Origin of the sequence: Glutamicibacter sp. TV12E, from assembly GCF_052441935.1 — a bacterium.
Classification (GTDB): Bacteria; Actinomycetota; Actinomycetes; order Actinomycetales; family Micrococcaceae; genus Glutamicibacter.
The window spans coordinates 2773066-2794386 of sequence record NZ_JBQVVF010000001.1 but is presented as its reverse complement, the minus strand read 5'-3'; the positions used below and the strand labels follow the sequence as shown (position 1 = coordinate 2794386).

The following is a 21321-nucleotide window of genomic DNA, read 5'->3' as shown; positions in this document are numbered from 1 at the left end:
GAAATCAGTCTCCAGCTACCCGCGGGGAACCGGGACAATTACATAGCGCGGATTAAAGATCGTTGGGATCTGCTCCACCGGAGCGACCATCCCAGAATAGGTAACTTTCACCCCGGGCTTGATACCCGGTACCGACTTCTGCCCCATGAAGATCAAACGCACATGGGCCACCGTGCCACGTCGAGCCGCAACGCTGCCAAGCTTGTCGACTACCACCGCTTTGAGCAATGGCGCCTCGTTGGGCGCGGAGTAGCTGACAGATTGGACGTACCCGGTGTGCTTGACCCTGCCTTTGACGGGCAACTGGTCCAGCGAATCCAGGCACTGATAGTTCACTGTCGGATCCGATGGGCCCAGATGCGCCGCAACCGGCTTATCCTTCAACGACATGATTAGCCGATCTGGGTAATCTCTGGTCCGCGCTCGGGACGCTTGATCTCAGGCTGAGCGTCCTCCTGAACTGGACGGGTCTGAGCATTTGCCGGCACATTCAAGGGCAGCAATTCTGCGGGAGGCAATGGCTTGTCGCCGCGGTTGACGATGACGTCGCGCAAGATCCCATCCACGGTTGCCGCTGCCTCTTCATTGGCAATGGCATTGCCACCGATGACTGCACGAAGGAACCAGCGAGGTCCGTCAATTCCCACGAAACGCAGTGCGACATGGCCAGCACGGCCATCTGGCAACTGCTGAGGAACCTTGGCCAGCAGCTCTTCGCCATAGTCGCCATCGCGCTTGAATATCTCGCCGTTTTGCGCGGTGATATCGCTCTTGATTTTGTCCTTGATGCCCGGCCATAGCGACTCGGACTTCGAAGAGGAGAAGGCCATGAGCTGCACTCGCGACTCCGCAATTTCCAGCGAAACCGCGATCACTCGCTTATTGGACTCTTCGACGTCCATTCGAACCTTGAGCCCGCTTACCGGCTTGATCAGGATCGAACCGAAGTCGAGGTATTCATTGGTGTCCGCTACATCGTTGATGTCGTAAGGACCAGTTTTTGGTTCGTCAGAACTGGCGGAAACCTCGTTCGATTCAACCGGGGCTTCCTGCTCTTTGGTTTTCTTGCGCTTAAAAATCATGGTTTCCTTAGAAAACTTGGCTGATTGTCAATCAGTGCTTAATTGGCGCTGAATCCACCGGTGGATCCGAAGCCACCGGCGCCACGGGCCGTCTCCTCGAGGGAATCAACTTGGCTGAACACCGCCTGTTCGACCTTCTGGATTACGAGCTGGGCAATGCGGTCGCCGCGGTTGATCGAAAAGGCTTCGGCCTTGTCGGTATTCAACAGCGTGACCATGATCTCACCGCGGTACCCCGCGTCAACAGTTCCCGGGGCATTAACAACCGTTATCCCATGCTTGGTAGCCAGCCCGCTGCGCGGGTGCACAAGCCCGACATACCCATGGGGAATAGCCAGCGCGATGCCGGTGCGAACCAGTGCGCGTTCACCTGGCTGAAGCACCAGTCCTTCGCGTGCGTGCAAGTCAGCGCCAGCGTCCGAAGGATGAGCATAACCAGGCACTGGCAATTCGCTGTCTAGCATCTTGATGGCGATCGAGATTGTTGGCTCACTCATCAGTTTGGTTATCCCCCGGGAGTTTTGTGAAGTGGTCGTTCGATAGTTTCGTTGAGTTAACTCTATCGTGTGCGGCTAGGAATGGGCTGTCACATGCACCCCGTTCTTGGCTCAAAGAATTATTGCCTAGACTTGGAATCATGAGTAACACCAGCCCAGCGGCATCGAGCGTCCTGTACAGCGAAAAACTTTGGCCTTCGGCCAGCACCTGGATTTGGCCAATCATTATCGCAATGACCGCCGGTATCGCTGTTGCGCCGATCAGCGCCCCGCTCGGCTGGGGCATCGGAGCGGCAATGCTCGTTGCCCTCGTGGTCATTTTCCTCGTTCGCGTGCCGAGCATCGAAGTCACCGATTCGACAGTCACTGTCGGCCGTGCCAGCATCGAACGACAGTTTGTCGGCGAAGTAGTAGGCTACCGCGGTGAAGAAGCCTTCAAGCAGCGTGGACAGAAATTGCACGGCCTGGCTTACATGTTGTTGCGTGGATGGCTCGATGGCGTGGTCAAAATGGAAGTTACCGATGAGCGGGATACCACCCCGTACTGGCTTACTTCCACCCGCCGCCCCGAAGAATTGGCGGCTTCCCTAGGCGGAGTCATGTATGAATTCACCGAAGAAGGCAAGGCAGAAGCCGAAGCCGGGGAAGACTCTCCGCTGACTCCTGAAGACTGATTTCGAGGCTGCCAGAGCAAGAATATCCGCATAGAAGATCCCCAATGCTGAACGATCAGTGTTGGGGATTTATCCTTCGCACTCGCTGCAGAACTTTTGGCCGCTCTCTTCGCGCACCAGCTGCGTACGGTGCCGCACCATGAAGCAAGACGCGCATGTGAATTCATCAGCTTGTTCGCTAAGAATTTCTACGCTGGCTTCCTCCTGGGCCGCTTCTCCGCCCGGCAACACATAATCTTCGGCCAACGATGCTTCAGACTCATCGATCAGGTTTGCCATTTCAGCGGTCTTGCCCGCTTTAAGCTGAGCGATCTCCTTGGCACGATCCTCTTCCGAGATAACGGCTGGTGCAGCAGATTCAATTGCCATGATCGTTTTTCGCTCTTTCCTGCAGGTATTCAATCGAGCCGGTAGGTTCACATCGTGAAAAATTCACACCGGCCTAAAAGTATAACGTTCTCCCGGGCAATCCATTCCCATGGGGCAGGACATCAGCCACCGGCTGAAGATATCGGGAAATAAGGCGTGAAGTTGATGACTATTCTTGCGCCACACCCGGGGCGGTGGTAGGAATTCAGCCTTCGAGGTGGCAGAGTTTTACTCAGGAAATAGAGCGTGTGGAGGGTATTAATGCGTCAGCTGAGACTGGTAGGAATTCATGAAAATGGTTCCAGCCTGCAGGTCAGCAGTGACGACGGGATGAGCTACGAGCTCCCCGTTGATGATGCACTGCGCAGTGCAATGGCAGAAATAGCTCGCTCGCGGGCACCGAGAAATCGCGAAGAGTCCTCGGTCCACTCGCCACGTGAAATTCAGGCCCGCGTGCGTGCCGGTGCTTCTGCCTACGATCTGTCCCTTGAATGGGACATTCCGGTTGAGGACATCGTGAAGTACGAAGGTCCGGTGCTTGCCGAGCGCGAACACATAGCCGAACTGGCTCGCCGTGTGGAGGTCTCCGGTCCTCAGACCGATGCTGAATATCGCGAAGTCTTTGGAGAAGAACCTGCCGATCTGGGCTCCATGGTCGTGCACCGCTTCAACCAGTTGCACATCGATAGCGAAACCGCTCGGTGGAACTCGTGGAAGGATCCAGAAGGCCAGTGGATCATTACCGTCGAATTCGATTCGCCGTTGCCCACTGAAAATGTTGAATCCTTGGGAGCTGACTCCTCTGAGGTATCCGGGAACGTCGCCCGCTGGGCCTTTGCCCCGGCACGCAAAACGTTGAAGAACCTGAATCGCTGGGCCCAGACGCTCAGCGAACAGGTCGCGCCGGAATACTTTCGCCCGATCTCGGCAGTAAGCCAGCCGGAACCAGAGCAGCCTGCGACCAACACCCCTGAAGCTGATGAAACTGAAGAGCTGGTAACACTGCTCAATGCTCGTCGAGGCCAGCGGCCAAAGGATCAGGATCCTGAACGCGAATCCCGTTTCAATGACATCATTGAACGCGGCATGAGCAAGTACGACACTGATGACGAGGATTCGCTGCCTCACCTTCCGCAGGGAATTTCGCCGCGGACCTCGCAGTTGGTGGTCGTCACCGATTCTGATCAAGGTGACTCCGACGCCGAGGACAAGCAAGGCGAGCAGAACAACGATGATTCCTCGCCGCGCAAGGCGAAGCGCTCATCGGTACCGAGCTGGGACGACATCATGTTCGGCAAGCGCAAGAAGGATACGGATTCCTAATCCGGAACCAGCCGTGCTTGAATGCGATCGGGCAACACCTTCAGGTGTTGCCCGATCGCATTTTCTATTTGGTTCGATGCACCAGCAGCGGAACGTATCGCTCCCCCGATGTGAGAGAGCCATGCTGCCCAACCATTTCAAAAGCCATGGGAGCGACCCTGCGGCCATCGTAAAAAGCTATGGATTCCGCAGCCAGGATCATCAGGTCCCCGAGCCTGGCTTCATGTTCTGGGGTGATTGGCCCAAAATAGCCACGATCTATGGCCTCTTGACGAGTCAAGATCCACGCCTTGGAACCAAATTCCTTATGCCATGCGTGCTTGACTTTGAGCCGACTGGCTTCGTCTGTCCCCGATGCGAAGGTCAGCTGGACTCCACGCGGTTCCCCGCTCGTCAGCTCGACGCCATCAACCAGTTCCGGATACCGGCTGTAGTCGATCCGCTGCGATTCGGGAACATCCACCATCCCGTGGTCGCCCGTAATCAGCACCGTGGTTTCTTCCGGCAACCGTGACACGAGGCTCTTGATGACGTAGTCAAGCTCTTCCAAAGTGTCACGCCACTGGCTAGAATCGACACCGAATTTGTGCCCAGTCTTGTCCAGCTCATTAAAGTACGTGTACACCAGCGCATTGCGCTGGGGTTCAAAGACGGTGTGCGTAGCTCGTGCCCGTGCCAACGGCTGATTCGCGGCCACAAATTTAGGCCCACGCAGCGATGCCCTGGTTAATGCGGACTTCGCAAACATTGGGATGGACACCGTTGCGACATGTATGCCGTGCTCCGCCACCTTTTCGAAAACCGTAGGACGGGTTTGCCAGGCTTCCGGGTTGAGGTCGCTAGGCCAGCCGCCAAGCTGATTGACAACGCGACGCCGGGCCGGATCCACCACGTCATAGCCGAGCATTCCGTGTTCGCCCGGGGTAACGCCGGTGGCGAGACTGCTCAGAGAGGTTGCCGTGGTCGAGGGGAATCCTGTTCCAAGCTTGCGGCCTTCGGCAAATAGTGAACGCAAAAACGGTGCATGCCCAACGTGGGTTTTGAGCTGGTTCCAGCCCAGGCCATCAACCATGATCACCACTACGCGCTTAGTCGGTTGGAGCCCCAGAGCGTTGCTGAATCCAGGAACCCCCAAAGCAGTTGCAGCCGAGGGAAGAATTTCAGATAGCGTCGCTTGGCCATACTGCGGCGCATCCGGGATTTTTTGTGCTGGCACCGAAAGATCAGCTGCGTTCAGCGACTCGTTCATGCTCAAGCGATCGTAGCCAATCGCAGTCGCACCGCAAATTCTCGTGCTTTATTGACAGCACGCTGTCCATCAGCCTCTGCGCTGACCCGAATAACCAGGTCTTCGGGCTGGGACGTGCCGTTGAGCCCATGGTCGGCATCGCACTGGGGATCGCCGCAGGCAGCCGGAGCCAGGTCAATGCGCTTGGTGCCGCCCCAGGACATGCCGAAGGTCAATTCCTTCACTGGATCCCCGGATGAATAGTGCTGTGGCTGGTGGTACACATAGCTCGTTGCTACCGACGAGATTCGTGATAGTGCAATCATTTCAACGGAAACCTGAGCCATAACGTCCTTGCCATGGTCATCAAGCTGCTGGTCATCGACGTGCAAAATGAAAAGCACCTTTTCGCTCTTCACCATGACCGTAATATGGCGGTGCACTTCGGTGTGGTCGAAATGAGTTTCCAGATGAACATAGTGGTCGCGTACAGGCTGCCCGGTCATTGCTTCAGCAAGGACATCCTGAACCATCTGCGGGTAGAAGCCCGCCCGTACCAGATCGTCGAGAAGCTCAGCGCCCGGAGCAGTCGAATATGTTGGAGAACTCATAAGCCAATTCTACTCAGTAGCTACGCCCAATTCACGTTTTGCCCAGCTACTCAGCTTCGCAATGCTCGGCGCACGCTGTCAGTCCGTTGCTCAGCGTTACTGATCTGGATATTCACCGACAAGACACTCAGCGAATTGGCCGAGACCGAGATTGGTGCGAACTTTGCGACAGTGACCTCAGGATGATTGTCCTTGAAGAGCGATACGCGGGTAACAAAATCCTTTAATGCCTCCAGATCCACCGCGGCAAGCCCTTGATATCCCAGTAGCCTGACGCTGCTTCGGGGACGACGAATCAGCTGTTCCAGATCATGTGTTGAGAGGGGTGCCACGCCGTGGGCCCAATCGTCCAAGAGGTTCACGGGATCGCCGCTGAGCCCGAAGGAGATCACGGGGCCAAGCAACGGGTCCTCGACCGCTTTCACTACACAGGCTTGCCCGGCCGGCGCCATGCTTTGAACTTCGAGAGCATCGACACCGTAGTTCCGCATCAGCAGCTTCATATGGGTGAAGTTTGCCTCCAGGCTCTGCTTATCTGGAATGCTCAAGCGGACCCCTCCGAGGTCCAGTCTTTGGCGCAGGTCTGGATCGTTCGCTTTCAGGGCGACCGGCCAGCCAAGTTCATCCGCCGCTTCAACGGCTTCTGAAACCGTGTTGACTACCCGGGAACCGTAGATCTGAATTCCGTAGAACCCCAGCAGCTTTTGCGCTTGGGCTTCGGAAAGTTCAAGCAGGTTGGTGCCTGAAACCGAAGCCACTAGTTCTGCGAGGTATTCGCCCGCCCCTTCGGCATCGATTCCGTCAGGATCCTCGATGGGTTCGTAGGGAACATCGAGCCATTGCTGATAGCCGTACGCTTTCGCCAAGGCGCCAATGGCCGTAGTGGGCGACGTATATAGCGGAACCCCTTGCTTCACGCCGCCGGTAATTTCAGAGCTTGACAGGCCTGGCACCAAAGCCACGATCGGCTTCGGCTGGTCAAGGAATTCGCGGGCAACTTTTAAGACCGCTGAGGTTTCCAGTCCGGAATAGGGCAGGTGCGCAAGAAGCACAGTATGCACGTCCGAGTCCTCAACGAGCTCTTTGAGCCGCCGCCGGAGCATGGGAATGGCCCGTGATTGCCCGATGCTGTAATCAAGTTCTTCGCCATGAATGGCGGCGTTGAGGTTCCGGTCTTCGGCAACATCGCAAATAACTTCGGCGATGGTCAAAGAATACGAAATGATTGCGACATTTGGCCCCTGGGGTGGCGGGAATACCGACAGCAAGGACGTCACATCCAATAATTCTTCCGATGAGCGAACGCGAATGACACCGGATTGGCGCAAGATCGCATTCATCGCGCCTGCTGGCGCTTGCCCGACGCGTACCGAGTGGCCTGGCGGGAGCCGACGGCCCATGACATCAGTCTTGGCCACGACCACCGGCTTGCGGCGCGCTAGCCTGCGTGCAATGCGGGCAAATTTTCGTGGATTACCGAAGGATTCCAAGTACATGGCGACAACGTCCGTACGCAGATCATCCTCGAAAAACTGCATGGCGTCATTGCCCGACACGTCGGCGCGCAAGCCAGCTGAAATTGCGCTGCTGACGCCGACGCCATGTTGAATGCCCATGCCCTGGAGGATCATCCCCATCGCTGCCGATTGGCTGAAAAAACCCACATTGCCCTGGCTCGGAACTCCGGGACTACCCGAAACATGCAGATTGACCGAGGGATCGGTGTTGATGAGCCCAAGGGATGCCGGCCCCAGCACACGCATGCCGTTGGCCCGGGCCAAAGCGACCAATTCGCGTTGTGCCGAGAGCCCTTGAGCAGATTCATATCCGGCGGACATGATGACCAGTGCCTTCACCCCATGCTTGGCGCAGTCTTGGATGGCTTCCAGGACTCGCTCTCGTGGGATGCATAGGACGGCCACGTCAACGGTGCCGGGAAGTTCGGTGACCCTGCCATACGCGACCATCCCTCCAACTTCAAGGGCAGCATCGTTCACCGCATAGACGGTGCCTGTGTAACCGGATTCGACGATTCTCTCCAAAACGTCATGGCCTAATTTTCCCCAGATGCGGCTTGCACCGATCACCGCTATCGACTGTGGTGATAATAGGCCTGCAACGCTGCTCGCTTCCGCTCGGTGCTCCCGGGACTCGGTGACTTCACGAGACTTCTCGGTGGGGCTGATGGAAAATTCCAGCATCACCACCCCGTCTTCAAAGTGCCTGGCCACCGCGTAACCTGCATCCGAAAAGACCGTCAGCATCTTGCGGTTTTCCGGAAGTACCTCGGCCGAGAATTTCTCGATGCCGTTTTCGCGGGCTGCTGCTGCCAAGTGCTCCAGCAAGATCGAGCCAATGCCAGTCCCCTGATATTCGTCGGAGACGTTGAAGGCAACTTCGGCCTCTTGCGGATCATCGAGCCGGTCATAACGGCCGACACCAATAATCCTTGATCCGCGCACCACGGTGAAGGCGACTCGATTCACATGGTCGACGTTGGTGAACCGTTCGAGCTCTTTAGGGGTCAGGGAGGACTTGTACGTAAAATAGCGTAGGTAGACCGAGGTTTCGGATTGATGCTTGTGCATCTCTTGCAGGGCCTGCGCATCCATTGGGGTGATGGGCCGCAGATGTGCCGTTGTTCCGTCGCGAAGCACAACATCTGCTTCCCAATGCGCTGGATATGCCGCCGAAAGTTTACGATCCACCATAGGCTTAGAATAGTCGCGACCTTGGTGATGTGCCCAGACGCAACACGAAGTATCGACGGCCCCGGCCGCACCAAAGCAGATGAAGGACAAATAGAGTAATGGCTCGTAAGAAGTCTGAAGAGATTCCAGAGGATTTCGTTGAAAATATCGTCGATATCGACGTCACCAATGAAATGGAATCCTCCTTCTTGGAGTACGCCTACTCCGTCATCTATTCGCGTGCCCTTCCCGACGCCCGTGACGGTCTGAAACCAGTACAGCGTCGAATTCTTTTTCAGATGTCCCAAATGGGGCTGCGCCCCGAAAAGGGCCACGTCAAGTCCGCCCGCGTGGTTGGCGAAGTCATGGGAAAGCTGCACCCGCATGGCGACGCCGCCATCTATGATGCGATGGTTCGACTGGCCCAGGATTTTTCGCTGCGCCTGCCGCTCATTGATGGGCACGGCAACTTCGGCTCGCTCGACGATGGACCTGCGGCGCCACGTTATACCGAGGCGCGACTGGCCGCATCCGCTGTGGCGATGACGGCGAACCTGGATGAAGACGTCGTGAACTTCATTCCGAACTACGACAACCAGTTCATGCAGCCCGAGGTGCTCCCGGCGGCTTTCCCCAACCTCCTGGTTAACGGAACCACCGGCATCGCGGTGGGCATGGCAACGAACATGGCACCTCATAACCTCGGCGAGGTGATCGCGGCCGCTCGGCATCTGCTCATAGAGCCCGAAGCCACGGTCGAAGAACTGATGAAGTTCATCCCGGGTCCTGACTTGCCGTCAGGCGGTAGCATCATCGGCCTCGACGGCGTTAAAGATGCGTACCGCACCGGGCGAGGCCTGTTCCGCACCCGGGCTACGGTAGCGCTGGAAAAAGTCTCGGCACGCAAGTCGGCGCTGGTGGTCACAGAGCTGCCGTACGGCGTAGGGCCTGAAAAGGTGATCGAGAAGATCAAGGACGGCGTCAACAACAAGAAGATTGTCGGCATCTCTGATGTTGTTGATCTGACTGATCGCCACCACGGGCTGAAGCTGGTCATTGAGCTGAAGAATGGCTTCAACGCCAATGCGGTGCTGGCTAGCCTGTTCAAGTACACCCCCATGGAGGATTCCTTCGGCATCAATAACGTTGCCCTGGTCAATGGGCAACCGCGAACCATGGGATTGCGTGAACTGCTCACGGTCTATGTCGACCACCGGCTTGATGTCGTGCGCCGACGCACCGTTTACCGTTTGGCCAAGCGTGAAGACCGCCTGCATCTGGTCGAGGGCTTGCTCATCGCCATCGTGGATATTGATGACGTCATCGCCATCATCCGCTCCTCGGAACAGACCAATGAAGCACGCCAAAGGCTGATGACGGTCTTTGACCTCAGCGAGCCACAAGCAAACCATATTCTGGAACTGCGCCTGCGCCAGCTGACCAAGTATTCAAAGCTTGAGCTGGAAACCGAAGCAGAGCAGCTGCGCGAGGAAATCGAGAAGCTGCGAGCCATCTTGGAATCCGATCAATTGCTGCGTTCTGTGGTCTCCGAGGAGTTGGAAGCCATGGCGGAGACCTTCGGCACGCCTCGTCGGACAAAACTCCTCAAGTCCGCGCAGCTCGCTCCGCTCAAGGGCACCGCCTTGCCGGAAGCGGTCGGCAGCGGCAAGCAGGTCAAGCTGACTATGGAGATTTCCGATAGCGCGTGCTGGGCGCTGCTCTCAGCCACCGGCCAGATCGCTCGCACCCACGATCGGGCCCAGCTGGACTTCGCTTCAGCCAGGATTAAGCACGATGTGCTGATCTCCCAGGTGGCCTCCAGTGCCCGTGGCGAAATCGGCGCACTAACCAGCACCGGCAGGATCATGCGCATTTCCTTGATTGATGTGCCCGTGCTGCCTGAGTCCCACGGATTCCCGCAGCTGGCACAGGGTGTTCCGGTGGCCGAATTCCTGAAACTTCCCAAGAATGAAACGGTCATCGCGCTCGTTCCATTAAATGAGGTCCTGGCAATCGGTACCCGCCAGGGCGTCGTGAAGCGAGTGACCCCGGAGTACCCGTTGAACCGTGACGAGTTCGAGGCCATTACGCTCAAGGACGACGATGCGGTGGTGGCCGCTGCGGTAGCTGGAGAAGACGACGAATTGGTCTTCCTCACCCGCGGTGCGCAACTGCTGCGATTCCCCGCCGCTGCTGTGCGCCCGCAGGGGCGCACCGGTCGCGGCATGGCCGGAATCAAGCTCAGCGCCGATGACCACGTTATCTTCTTCGGTGTCGTCCCCCCGTCGGCACAGAATGCCGTAGTGGCAACCATCGCAGCGGGTTCGCAAACCTTGCCTGGAACTTCTGGCCAGTCGGTGAAACTCACCGAGTTTGCCGAATTCCCCGCCAAGGGGCGTGCCACGGCCGGTGTTCGCGCCCACCGCTTCATCAAGGGTGAAGACCACCTGCAGCTTGCCTTTGCCGGGCAGGGACCAGCGCGAGCTAGTTCAAGTGCCGGTGTGGTTCGGGCCTTGCCGACAGAGTTCGGAAAGCGTGATGGATCCGGGGCACCGCTTGCGCAGACCGTCAACATCCTCGGCGGTACTTTGAGCGCTGCCGAATCCTCCGCTGCCCAGGCACCGGACTCACCTGCCGATGCACCAGTCGGCAACGCGGTTCAAGACGAGCATCCGAAGGCAGCCCCGGCGTTCAACCCTGGCGAAGATACCTTGCCCTTTGACGACGGTGGAGTAATTCTCTAAGCAGCTGGGTTCGAGACGAAAAAGGTGCTGCAACAGGTTCGAGATCTGTTGCAGCACCTTTCTAGATGGATCAAGCAGCAACCTTGGCTTCCAGCTGGATGCGTTCATGGCACTGTTCGGCCAAACGCTCATCGTGGGTAATGAGCACGACCGTGCGATCCTGCAGTGCACGGCGCAGCGTATCCATCAGTTCAGCGGCCTCGTCTACTCCCAAGTGCGCTGTGGGCTCATCGAGCAGAACCACTTGATGTCCGCCAAGCAGGGCACGGGCAACGGCCATCTTGCAGCGCTGGCCGCCCGAAAGGTGATGTCCGCCAGAACCAATCCTTGTTTCTAGCCCCTCGGCTTGTTGCTGATACCAGGAGTGCAATCCAACTTGCTGTAGCACCTCGACAAGTTGCGCATCCTCGCGTTGCTCCCCTTCGGCTACGCCGAGCATCAGGTTGCGGCGTATCGACGAATCAAACAAGTGGGCTTCCTGTGGGCACCAGGCCACCGAGTTCAGCTTGGCCCCGTGAATCGGACTGCGCATGCCGTGTTCGTCAATGAGGCTCAAGGTGCCAGCGCGCACCGGCAAGGCACCAAGCAATGCGGTCATAAGAGTGGACTTCCCGGAACCGGAAGGACCAACGATGGAGGTCCATCGGCGTTGCGGAATGGTCGCGGTCAGCGTGTCGACCACATTTGGTCCATGGCCATACCCCAGGCTGACTTTGGCCAGCTCGAATCCTGCAACCTCGGGGGTGAAACTGGCAGCGTGATCGTTTTCGCGGCTTTGCTGGTCCTGGTTGGATAGCCCGTGTTGCCCCAGAAGCCCGGTCAATTGTTTCAAGGCTTGCCCTTGCTGGACCGCCAGCAAGGCGCTGGTGGCGCTATCACCCAAGGCCAGGCTCAGCAGCACGGCCAACGCAGTCAACGATGCCGAACTTTGGGAAACCGCGGCCACCACGATCGCCATCAGCACGCTGAGCAATACGGCGAGCGCGGGAGCACTCCCCTGGCCAAGCGCGTGGCGTTGCGCGTCCTTGGTATTTTCCTGTTCAGCGCTATCGACTGAAACGAGAGCCGCGTTGAGGGAACCGTTAATACGCAATGCTGATTTATGCCGCAAGATTCCCAGAATGGATTGGTTCATAGCCATTCGATGGGTCATTTGGCGTACCAGATGCTGTCCTTCAATTCTCTGGACCAGCCATCTAACGGGGAAAGCCAGGAGAATGCCAGCGATGACCGCTGTCCATCCGAATTCCGGCTGGATGAGGAACAAGGCTACGGTTGCGACACCCCAGAGGGTAATGGCTGAGAGTGGCGGGAAAACCACTCGCGCAAGCTGGTCACGCAGTTCATCTACTTCGGCCAGGAAGAAACGCAATACGACAGACGACCGGCTAAAAAGTCCCCAGCGGGCCGGGTCGGCCACCATGGCGTTCCAAATTTTTTCGCGAAGCTTCCCGGCGTATTCGAGGACTGCATCGTGAATGGCCAGCTGTTCCAAGTAGCGGAAAGCTGCTCTGCCGATTCCCAGGGCGCGGACCATGACAAAAGCGACGCTCAAGTGGAGGATCGGTGGCTGATAGCTGGCTTCAACAATCAGCCATCCGCTCAATGCCGCCAAGGCGACGGCACACAAGACACTGATGGTCCCCCACGCCACGGCTTTGGGCGCGCTGCTATAGTCTCTGAGCAGTTCTCGTCGAGGGTTAAACCGCTGTCGGCTCTGATCCAATGCCGCGGAGGCCACTGCATCTTGAACGCCGCTAGCCCGATGATCGGATTCCTGGCCCGACCATGCCGGGTTCGGCGTGATACTGGCTCCACGTCCCTGCGAGTTGTCGATCAACGGATCATGGCTTGCAATGAGAACTGCACAGCGTGCAGGGATTTCGCTGAGCAATTGGCGTACCACCGACGCGTTATCATCATCAAGGTGAGCCGTTGGCTCATCAGCCAGGAGCAAGGTGCATTGGGGGTCGCTGTGCAGACGTGCCACGGCCCGCAGTACTTCTAATCGGCGTAGTTCGCCGGGCGAGTATTCGGCGATTTTGCGCCCAAGCATGTGATCCATCGACAGGCGTTCTGCCAGCTCACTGACAAGTTCGGGCCTAGGTATGTGAATGTCTTGAGCTAGTTGCTCATCCCCGGTCTCCGCATCAAAACGCGGATGCTGATTGATCAAAGCTATGGAACCCGAAGTTCGAATGGTGCCCTGAACCAGTTCTGGATCAAAAGCATTGTCGCTGCAGCTTGCTTCCACGATCAGCGTGATCAGAGTTGTCTTTCCCGTACCGCTCGACGTAGCGAGGATCTTCCGCTCCCCCGCGCCCAGGCTGAGGTTCAGGTTTTTGCATATTGGTTCGTTGCCTTCGTATCGCACACTGAGATTCTCAATTTCCAGAACCTTCGATGCCCGCGCTGGCGAGGCACCGATAGTGGCAGTGCTTGGAGCAGCTGCAGTCATATTCTGGTACCGCTGATAGGCTGCCAGGCCGTCGTCGGCCGCGTGATAGGCAGACCCGACTTCACGAAGGGCCGAGAAAAGCTCCGGCGCCAGAATCAGGATGGTCAATCCTGCGGACAGTTCCATCGAGCCGTTGACGAGTCTCACGCCGATGAAAACCGCTAGCACTGCTACCGAGAGCGTTGAAATAAGTTCCAGCCAGAAGCTGGACATGAACACGGTCCGGAGGTTGGCCATGGTGGCAATACGGTACTTCTCGCCGACCTGCGCGATGGCGTTGCCTTGTTGACGTGCCCGGCCCAGGCCTAGGAGCGCAGGTAGCCCTTGGGCTAGTTCATAGAGCTGGCTCGCCAACCTGTCGAGGGATGATTGCGATTCTTTGAGCGTGTCTTGCGTATGCATTCCAATGAGTGCCATGAACAACGGAATTAAGGGAATCGTCAGCAGCAGGATCACCGCGCTGATCCAGTCGAGTCGCAGAATGTAGATGCCGAGCAAAAGCGGAACAGCAGCAGCACCAATGAGAGCTGGAATGAACTTTGTGAAGTAATCGTCCAGCTTCTCAATTCCATGGCTGGCCAGTGTGGCTACCACAGGGATTGAGTTTTGCGTTGCCGGAACAATCACAGGGTGCGAGGCCTCGGTCCTCAGCAGCTGCATCCGCATCCGTTCCTTGGCTCCCATCCCCATACGCCTCGCGCCCGCGTTTAATCCCCACGCGGCGAGTGCACGCAGTATGGCACCAGCACTTGCAACGATCAATAACCGGGGATCGCTCTCTGCGCCGGAGGCCATGGTGGCAATCCACGTTCCCAACGAGTACGCGACAAGCACCAGCCCCAATACCTTGAACACTGAAAAACACGTCAACACGGCGAATTGGCGTGGCGAAATCAGTTCTTTTGGAAGGAATCTTGGGGCTGGCATAGCTCGACTTTCAGGTCCGGTTCAATTATTTAACGATTGAAATCACGTGGTGAGTTTCAGGAATATGTTCCTCACGTAGCCGTTTGCGGAATACCCAGTAACTCCACGCCTGATAGGCCAAAACCAATGGCACGCCAAAAGCTGCCACGATGCTCATCAGCTTGAGCGTGTAGGGAGTGCTGGATGCGTTGTCAACGGTTAGATCAAACGCCGAGTCCAGCGTTGAAGGCAGTACCACTGGATAGGCCGCGGCAAATATCGCTGCAACTGCTGCCAGGAGCATGACTCCGAGCGCGATGAAGGACTTTCCTTCTTTTCCAGACCGGCCCATGACACCTGCGGCGATCAGCGCCACAACTGACAGCGCTAGGCACACCCAGGCGAGTGTTGAATTGTTGTTGGAGAGCACCCAGACAGCCCAAAGCAGCATTGGAAGTGCAGCTACCGGCAGCCAGCGTCCCACGAGCTTTCCGGCTTCCTCCCGTACTGGTCCATCGGTTTTCAACCGCAGGAAAGCCAGTGCATGAATCCAGCAGAACGCCACCACGGCGACTCCACCGAGCACCGCATGCCACGTGAGCCAGGCGAAAGCGCCGCCGATGCGGTCCCCATTTTCATTCAGCGGCAGGCCCAACGTGGTGGACGCGAGCATAGCGCCGACGCCAAATGCTGCAACTAGGGATCCCAGGCCCAATGCGAAATCCCATGCCTTGCGGGTCAGCGCAGTGATTGCCTTGCCTCGATATTCGATTGCAACCGCACGGAAGATCAAGGCGATCAGCACTATGGTGAGCGGAATATAGAGCGCAGAGAAGAGCGAAGCGTACCAATGCGGGAAGGCGGCGAAGGTGGCACCGCCGGCAGTAAGCAGCCATACTTCGTTGCCGTCCCATACCGGGCCGATGGTATTGAGCAGCAAACGCTTTCTTTTTTCGGTGCTCTTCCCGAGGCCGATAAGCATGCCTACGCCGAGGTCGAAGCCCTCAAGAAAGAGGTAGCCACACCAAAGTATCGCAATGACAATGAACCAGAGTGTTGGTAGCCATTCCATGGTTTTCTCCTTCGTCCGTGAGGCTAGTAGGCGAATGCCAAGACGTCATCGTCGTCATTGTCATCGTGTGGTTTTGCGCCGGTATCATCGTGCTTTTCTGCTGATGAGAGTTCCGTCATGGCAGAAGCTACTCCACCGCGGATATAACGGGTCAAAAGCACCAGTTCCACAACGAGCAGGACTGCGTAGATCGAAGTCAGGGAGATCAGCGAGAACAAAAGTTCTCCAGCGCTTACCGTGGGCGAGACAGAGGCCGCCGTGTACATGAAGACCTGGTCAACCCCTCCCATTTGAGGGTTGGGTGCCACGGTGAATGGCTGACGGCCCATTTCGGTGAAGATCCACCCAGTGGCGTTGGCTCCGAAGGGAGCCGCAATTCCCAATACCGCGAGTCGGGAGATCCATTTATTATCTGGAACGGTTCCCTTGCGCGTGATCCATAATGCGATAGCGGCAGCAACTGCGGAGAGCCCGCCGAAGGTGATCATCAAGCGGAAACCCCAGTAGGTAACTTCCATGACTGGCAAGTAGTCGATTTCTTGCCCTGCGTACTGGCCGAAGGATTCGTCCTCGGGGTAGTACTTTCCGTATTTTTCCTGGTATTCCGGAATCAGTGAATTGACGCCTTTAATTTCGGTGGTGAAATCTCCGTTGGCAAGGAAGGAAAGAATCCCCGGGATTTCAAATACTGCCACGACATCGTCGCAGTCGGTTGAGCCATGAGCAGTGATATCGCCCAGTGACAGGACCGAGAAACCCGTCCCGTCGTGGCATGCGGCTTCGGCAGAGGCCATTTTCATCGGTTGCTGCTCGAACATGAGCTTGGCCTGTTCATGCCCGGTCAACGCGACGCCGAGGAATGCGACCACAGCAACGCTTGCACCGATGCGCAGGGATTTGATCCACACATGGTAGTCGGTCTTGTCGCGGTTCTTCCCTCGACTCAGATCCTCGCCAATGATCACCCGGCCGTTTGCATCAACTGTGTCGATTCCAGATTTGCGACGACGGTAAAGGTGGAACCAGGAGATACCGAGCAGGAATCCGCCCGCGACGGCGAAGGCCCCGAAAAGTGTGTGCGGGAAGGTGACCAGCGCTGTGTTGTTGGTGAATACTGCCCAGGCATCGGTCATTACGGCGCGACCATCGACAATCTGGGTGCCGACCGGATGTTGCATCCACGAATTCGCGACGAGAATGAAATACGCCGAGAGCATGGTAGCCAGCGACGCGCACCAGATAGTCGCCAGATGCAGGCGCTTCGGCAATTTTTTCCAGCCAAAAATCCAGAGTCCGAGGAAGGTGGATTCTACGAAGAATGCGAGGAGCGCCTCCATGGCCAGTGGCGCACCGAATACGTCGCCGACGTAGCGGCTGTATTCGCTCCATGCCATCCCGAACTGGAATTCCTGCACGATTCCGGTGGCCACGCCCATGATGAAGTTGATCAGAAACAACTTGCCCCAGAATTTTGTCATCCGCAGCCAGTGTTCGTTACCGGTGCGATGCCAAATGGTTTGCAAGACGGCGACTGTTAGTCCCAGCCCAATGGTCAGCGGAACCATCAGGAAGTGGTAAACCGTGGTTATGCCAAACTGCCAGCGGGCAATTTCTAATGCATCCATTGAATCCTCAATTTATTGCGTGTTGGGATCTTCCAAGACTTTTCTACGTTCCGTAGAAATGCCCTCAAGTATCACCATAGACCATTTCGACAGCCTGTAGAAGTCGCAGGACGTTGATCCCAGCCACATCGCTAAGCCCCGGTCCCACCGGAAGAAAGCGAGCGCCAATCCGAAGGGCCCTTTCGGGCTCGGCATCCGTTCGCACTGCGGGAAGAAGCCGGCCATTGGCCCGGCGACGGCAAGCTGAAACCCGAATCCGCCACTCTTTTACGTGTTGTAGAAATCTCGGACAAAAATCGCTACAATAGGTGTTTCAAGCAGTGCGCCCAGGACAAGTCCCCGGGCGTGCGGCGAAAGTACTAATGCAAGTGAGGTAAGACCTAGTGGCCAGCCTTGGCGATCTAGAACGTTCCGTCATGGATTTGCTGTGGGATTCCACAGAACCGCTCACCGCGAACGACCTTCGCGATGAGCTCGCGGCGCTTGGCACCGATGCGAAAGAACTCGCAGTTACAACGGTGCTCACTGTGCTTGCGCGCCTCGAAAAGAAGGGCTTGGTTGAGCGCGAGCGCTCTAGCCGCCCACACCGCTACGCTGCTTCATCCTCCCGAGAAGACCACACCGTTGGCCTTCTTAACGAAGCACTGGGCACAGCCCAGGATCGCGAAGCAGTTCTTGCCCGATTCATCGGTGGAATCTCCGCAGATGAGGCAGCTTCATTGCGTGCTATCTTGGACTCAGTAAAGTCCGCATAATTTATTCACACTTCGGGGACTGAGTGCTTCTCACCTCATATTTCCTAGCGGCGTTGGCCATTGCATTAGCCTGGCCGACGCCGTTGGCCTTATCAAAGGCTAAATGGACCACTCGCGCGCCTGTCCAGGCCGTACTCCTATGGCAAGCCATCGCTTTGGGCGGTGGCCTGTCCATGATCGGCTCGATGCTGGTCTGGGGGCTGACGCCATTGGGCGATGATCTCATCTCGGCTATACACGGCAGCTGGCGGCTTCTCACAGGTGATCCGACCGTACGCTACCCCGGTGTCGTCCATCTTTTTGCGCTGAGCACGGCGCTTCTATTCGGGTTTCATTTGGTGTTGACCCTGATTCGCGCTGCCTGGAGAACTTCTAGGCAGCGGGCTAAACACCGGCACCTCCTGCGATTGCTCAGCAACCCGTCGGAAACTCGCCCCAATACACTGGTCATTGATCACGATATGCCAGTAGCCTACTGTGTTCCGGGCATCTCGCAATCGGTGACTGTTCTCTCCCGTGGACTGATCACACAACTCACTGCCGAAGAACAACAAGCAGTCATCTCCCACGAGCGCTCGCATCTGGATCAACGGCATGACTTGCTAATTCTGGCGTTCACAGCGTGGAACGAAGCTCTGCCGTGGTTGCCAACGTCTAAGCTCTCGCTGGAGGCCGTGCGCCAGCTAATTGAAATGCTGGCCGATGATAAAGCCCTGGAAAGGGTAAACCGCCAAACCCTATTGAAGGCCATCATTGCGGTGGCCGCTGCCGCAGTAGACGCTGATGGAGTATCCGCCCAACGGAACGCATCGAACGCAGAATTGGTGGGCATGCCCGGCGGGGAAGTTTCGTCACGACGCTTGCAACGCCTGCTGACTCCGGTTGCTCCGCTAGGTCGGGCATCACGCTATCTCGTATTGGCCTGCACGATTCTCTTGCTGGTTTGCCCGACCGTCCTGCTTGTGGCGCCGCGGCTGCTTGCGTGATGAAGCAGCCTTGTCGTTTTCGCGTTAATGCATGAAGTCGCTGGCTTAAGCAGAATTGCCCAAGCCAGCGACTTCACCTTGTAATGCCTAGACGTCGATTCGTTCGCGTTCCAGATCGTCCGCACCGTCAATAATAAATTTCTTGCGCGGCGCAACGTCAGATCCCATAAGCAAATCGAAGACTTCTTCAGCAGCTTGAGCGTGTTCGATACCCACTCGGCGCAGCATTCGATGACGCTGGTCCATGGTGGTCTCTGCCAGCTGATCGGCATCCATTTCGCCAAGGCCCTTGTAGCGCTGAATCGGCTCCTTGTATCGCTTGCCGTCCTTCTCCAACTGACCAAGCAGCTTGTTCATCTCTGCTTCTGAATAGGTGTAAACCACTTCATTTTGTTTCGATCCGGGATTGACCACTTCGATGCGATGCAAAGGCGGCACAGCAGCATAGACTCGCCCGTGCTCGATCATCGGTCGCATGTAGCGGTAGAAGAGCGTGAGCAACAGCGTGCGGATGTGTGCACCGTCCACATCGGCATCGGTCATGAGAATAATTTTTCCATACCGGGCCTGCTCGATATCGAAGCTTCGGCCCGAGCCGGCACCGATGACCTGAATCATCGCGGCGCATTCCGCGTTGGAAAGCATATCCGAGATGGAAGCCTTCTGAACATTCAGGATCTTGCCTCGAATGGGCAACAACGCCTGGTACTCGCTGGAACGAGCTAGGCGTGCCGTGCCCAGGGCGCTGTCGCCTTCGACGATGAACAGTTCAGACTTGCCGACTTCCTTGCTTCGGCAGTCCAACAATTTTGTGGGAAGCGTTGAGGATTCCAAAGCAGTTTTCCGTCGCTGAGTTTCCTTGTGCATCCGGGCGGAGACACGAGATTTCATCTCGTTAACCACCTTTTCCAACAAAGTGGATGCCTCAGCCTTTTCCGCACGCTTGCTGGAGCCCAGCCGATCGTTAAGCGCCTTCTCGACTACTTTGGAGACGATCTGGCGTACCTGCGGGGTGCCCAGAATTTCTTTCGTCTGCCCCTCGAACTGCGGCTCGGCGAGGCGGACCGTAAGAACTGCAGTCAACCCGGCTAGAACATCGTCCTTTTCTAGCTTGTCTTTCTGCCCGAACTTGAGCTTTCGGGCATTTGCCTCGACGTTTTTGCGGAATGACTTGAGCAGCGCCTGCTCGAATCCGGCGCTATGCGTACCGCCCTTGGGGGTGGCGATAATGTTGACAAAACTGCGGAGCGAAGTGTCATAGCCGATCCCCCACCGTAGCGCGACGTCGACCTCGCACACGCGCTGTACGTCTTCGATGTGGCTGCGACCCTTGTCGTCAATGACAGGAACCTTCTCATGGAAAGAGCCGCTTCCCTGAAAGCGCCAAATATCAGTTACTGGCGAGTCGCTGCTGAGATATTCCGCAAACTCGCTGATGCCGCCGTCGTGCTGGAAAATCTCTTCATGCGGCCCATCAGCACCGGGTGTATCCGGTAGGCCCCGTTCGTCACGAAGCGTGATGCGCAGGCCGGGAACCAAGAACGAGGTCTGTCGCGCCCGGTCTTGCAAATCCTTGTACGAGAACTTCGCATCGGGGGTGAAGATATGATTATCTGCCCAGTACCGAATGCGTGTACCGGTTACTCCGCGCTTAGCTTTACCAATGACTTCTGGGGACGTTGCCGCCTCGTAGGGAGTGAATGCTGCTTCAGCCTTCTTCCGTCCCTTGTCGGCAAATTTTCCTGGCTCGCCACGACGGAACTGCATGCCGTACGTTTTACCACCGCGGTCCACTTCCACATCTAGACGTGCAGAAAGTGCGTTAACGACCGAAGCACCGACGCCGTGAAGACCTCCGGAGGCGCTATACGATCCGCCACCAAATTTTCCACCAGCGTGAAGCTTGGTGAATACGACTTCCAGGCCGCTCAGTCCAGTTTTAGGTTCGATATCCACGGGGATACCGCGGCCATCATCTCGGACTTCAACGGAGCCATCGGCATGCAGGACTACGCCAATCGCCTGGCCGAAACCGCCCAATGCTTCGTCAACCGAGTTATCGATGATTTCCCAGAGGCAATGCATCAAGCCTCGCGAGTCCGTGGATCCGATGTACATGCCGGGACGTTTGCGGACCGCTTCCAATCCTTCAAGGACTGAAAGGTGTCGAGCGTTGTAATTCTCGGATGAAGCCACTGGGCCTTTGTCTCCTACCTACATAAGAAAGGACGTCGTGAGTCCTATTCTAATCGTTAATGTGTTCGAATATCCGCCATTTTCCGCTGTCTTCGCGTGCTTTCG

The 21321-nt window shown here is 56.9% G+C and carries 16 protein-coding genes; 5 read left to right on the top strand and 11 right to left on the bottom strand.

The features are described from left to right. Positions 1 to 15: 15 nt before the first annotated feature. The 3 genes from ACT7DV_RS13100 to dut are packed head-to-tail and all read right to left on the bottom strand — an operon-like array spanning position 16 to position 1579. A complete protein-coding gene (locus tag ACT7DV_RS13100) occupies positions 16 to 390 on the bottom strand; it encodes a hypothetical protein (protein ID WP_444663148.1) in 375 nt (124 codons plus the stop codon). Positions 391 to 392: 2 nt separating this feature from the next. Continuing rightward, positions 393 to 1082 (bottom strand): DUF3710 domain-containing protein, encoded by a 690-nt coding sequence (locus ACT7DV_RS13095; RefSeq protein ID WP_146275364.1) that lies wholly within the window; start codon positions 1080 to 1082, stop codon positions 393 to 395. Positions 1083 to 1120: 38 nt separating this feature from the next. Continuing rightward, the gene (gene dut / locus ACT7DV_RS13090; protein WP_444663146.1) at positions 1121 to 1579 is read right to left on the bottom strand and encodes a dUTP diphosphatase; all 459 of its coding nucleotides are present in this window, start codon (positions 1577 to 1579) and stop codon (positions 1121 to 1123) included. A 140-nt stretch (positions 1580 to 1719) separates the two neighbouring features. On the opposite strand from dut, the gene ACT7DV_RS13085 reads away from it, so the two are divergent. Then, positions 1720 to 2253, top strand: a complete 534-nt coding sequence (locus ACT7DV_RS13085) for a DUF3093 domain-containing protein (protein WP_444663144.1) — start codon at positions 1720 to 1722, stop codon at positions 2251 to 2253. A gap of 69 nt (positions 2254 to 2322) precedes the next feature. On the opposite strand, the gene ACT7DV_RS13080 is transcribed toward ACT7DV_RS13085, so the two are convergent. After that, a complete protein-coding gene (locus ACT7DV_RS13080; RefSeq protein ID WP_444663142.1) occupies positions 2323 to 2622 on the bottom strand; it encodes a DUF4193 family protein in 300 nt (99 codons plus the stop codon). A 261-nt stretch (positions 2623 to 2883) separates the two neighbouring features. Between ACT7DV_RS13080 and sepH the strand changes: the two genes are divergently transcribed. Continuing rightward, the gene (gene sepH, locus ACT7DV_RS13075; protein WP_444663140.1) at positions 2884 to 3945 is read left to right on the top strand and encodes a septation protein SepH; all 1062 of its coding nucleotides are present in this window, start codon (positions 2884 to 2886) and stop codon (positions 3943 to 3945) included. A gap of 64 nt (positions 3946 to 4009) precedes the next feature. Here sepH and ACT7DV_RS13070 read toward each other — a convergent pair whose 3' ends face one another. Genes ACT7DV_RS13070 through ACT7DV_RS13060 form a run of 3 tightly spaced genes read right to left on the bottom strand, consistent with a single transcriptional unit; the run spans position 4010 to position 8495 of the window. Continuing rightward, positions 4010 to 5194 (bottom strand): alkaline phosphatase family protein, encoded by a 1185-nt coding sequence (locus ACT7DV_RS13070; RefSeq protein ID WP_444663138.1) that lies wholly within the window; start codon positions 5192 to 5194, stop codon positions 4010 to 4012. Positions 5195 to 5196: 2 nt separating this feature from the next. Continuing rightward, positions 5197 to 5784, bottom strand: a complete 588-nt coding sequence (locus ACT7DV_RS13065) for a DUF5998 family protein (RefSeq protein WP_444663136.1) — start codon at positions 5782 to 5784, stop codon at positions 5197 to 5199. Positions 5785 to 5834: 50 nt separating this feature from the next. After that, positions 5835 to 8495: a bifunctional acetate--CoA ligase family protein/GNAT family N-acetyltransferase gene (locus ACT7DV_RS13060; protein WP_444663134.1), complete on the bottom strand. Its 2661-nt coding sequence runs from the start codon at positions 8493 to 8495 to the stop codon at positions 5835 to 5837. A 98-nt stretch (positions 8496 to 8593) separates the two neighbouring features. Between ACT7DV_RS13060 and ACT7DV_RS13055 the strand changes: the two genes are divergently transcribed. Further along, positions 8594 to 11218 carry a DNA gyrase/topoisomerase IV subunit A gene (locus ACT7DV_RS13055; RefSeq protein WP_444663132.1) on the top strand — a complete coding sequence of 875 codons (2625 nt, stop codon included), beginning with the start codon at positions 8594 to 8596 and terminating at the stop codon, positions 11216 to 11218. Positions 11219 to 11288: 70 nt separating this feature from the next. Here the strand turns inward: ACT7DV_RS13055 and cydC are convergent, their stop codons facing one another. Genes cydC through ACT7DV_RS13040 form a run of 3 tightly spaced genes read right to left on the bottom strand, consistent with a single transcriptional unit; the run spans position 11289 to position 17279 of the window. Further along, positions 11289 to 14603, bottom strand: a complete 3315-nt coding sequence (gene cydC / locus ACT7DV_RS13050; protein WP_444663130.1) for a thiol reductant ABC exporter subunit CydC — start codon at positions 14601 to 14603, stop codon at positions 11289 to 11291. Positions 14604 to 14628: 25 nt separating this feature from the next. Further along, positions 14629 to 15654 carry a cytochrome d ubiquinol oxidase subunit II gene (cydB, locus tag ACT7DV_RS13045; RefSeq protein ID WP_444663128.1) on the bottom strand — a complete coding sequence of 342 codons (1026 nt, stop codon included), beginning with the start codon at positions 15652 to 15654 and terminating at the stop codon, positions 14629 to 14631. Between the two features lie 23 nt (positions 15655 to 15677). Further along, positions 15678 to 17279: a cytochrome ubiquinol oxidase subunit I gene (locus ACT7DV_RS13040; protein WP_444663126.1), complete on the bottom strand. Its 1602-nt coding sequence runs from the start codon at positions 17277 to 17279 to the stop codon at positions 15678 to 15680. 383 nt (positions 17280 to 17662) lie between these two features. On the opposite strand from ACT7DV_RS13040, the gene ACT7DV_RS13035 reads away from it, so the two are divergent. Both ACT7DV_RS13035 and ACT7DV_RS13030 read left to right on the top strand, forming a co-directional pair. Next, positions 17663 to 18034, top strand: coding sequence for a BlaI/MecI/CopY family transcriptional regulator (locus ACT7DV_RS13035; protein WP_146275372.1), 372 nt, complete (start codon positions 17663 to 17665; stop codon positions 18032 to 18034). 23 nt (positions 18035 to 18057) lie between these two features. Continuing rightward, complete coding sequence (locus ACT7DV_RS13030; RefSeq protein WP_444663124.1) at positions 18058 to 19020, top strand: M56 family metallopeptidase; 963 nt, start codon at positions 18058 to 18060, stop codon at positions 19018 to 19020. A gap of 87 nt (positions 19021 to 19107) precedes the next feature. Here the strand turns inward: ACT7DV_RS13030 and ACT7DV_RS13025 are convergent, their stop codons facing one another. Further along, positions 19108 to 21216 (bottom strand): DNA gyrase/topoisomerase IV subunit B, encoded by a 2109-nt coding sequence (locus ACT7DV_RS13025; RefSeq protein ID WP_444663122.1) that lies wholly within the window; start codon positions 21214 to 21216, stop codon positions 19108 to 19110. Between the last annotated feature and the right edge of the window lie 105 nt (positions 21217 to 21321).

What these genes read in the sequence shown, in the direction of transcription:
- ACT7DV_RS13100 (WP_444663148.1), bottom strand. Translation starts at nt 390, where the DNA reads ATGTCGTTGAAGGATAAGCCGGTTGCGGCGCATCTGGGCCCATCGGAT.
- ACT7DV_RS13095 (WP_146275364.1), bottom strand. Translation starts at nt 1,082, where the DNA reads ATGATTTTTAAGCGCAAGAAAACCAAAGAGCAGGAAGCCCCGGTTGAA.
- dut (WP_444663146.1), bottom strand. Translation starts at nt 1,579, where the DNA reads ATGAGTGAGCCAACAATCTCGATCGCCATCAAGATGCTAGACAGCGAA.
- ACT7DV_RS13085 (WP_444663144.1), top strand. Translation starts at nt 1,720, where the DNA reads ATGAGTAACACCAGCCCAGCGGCATCGAGCGTCCTGTACAGCGAAAAA.
- ACT7DV_RS13080 (WP_444663142.1), bottom strand. Translation starts at nt 2,622, where the DNA reads ATGGCAATTGAATCTGCTGCACCAGCCGTTATCTCGGAAGAGGATCGT.
- sepH (WP_444663140.1), top strand. Translation starts at nt 2,884, where the DNA reads ATGCGTCAGCTGAGACTGGTAGGAATTCATGAAAATGGTTCCAGCCTG.
- ACT7DV_RS13070 (WP_444663138.1), bottom strand. Translation starts at nt 5,194, where the DNA reads ATGAACGAGTCGCTGAACGCAGCTGATCTTTCGGTGCCAGCACAAAAA.
- ACT7DV_RS13065 (WP_444663136.1), bottom strand. Translation starts at nt 5,784, where the DNA reads ATGAGTTCTCCAACATATTCGACTGCTCCGGGCGCTGAGCTTCTCGAC.
- ACT7DV_RS13060 (WP_444663134.1), bottom strand. Translation starts at nt 8,495, where the DNA reads ATGGTGGATCGTAAACTTTCGGCGGCATATCCAGCGCATTGGGAAGCA.
- ACT7DV_RS13055 (WP_444663132.1), top strand. Translation starts at nt 8,594, where the DNA reads ATGGCTCGTAAGAAGTCTGAAGAGATTCCAGAGGATTTCGTTGAAAAT.
- cydC (WP_444663130.1), bottom strand. Translation starts at nt 14,603, where the DNA reads ATGCCAGCCCCAAGATTCCTTCCAAAAGAACTGATTTCGCCACGCCAA.
- cydB (WP_444663128.1), bottom strand. Translation starts at nt 15,654, where the DNA reads ATGGAATGGCTACCAACACTCTGGTTCATTGTCATTGCGATACTTTGG.
- ACT7DV_RS13040 (WP_444663126.1), bottom strand. Translation starts at nt 17,279, where the DNA reads ATGGATGCATTAGAAATTGCCCGCTGGCAGTTTGGCATAACCACGGTT.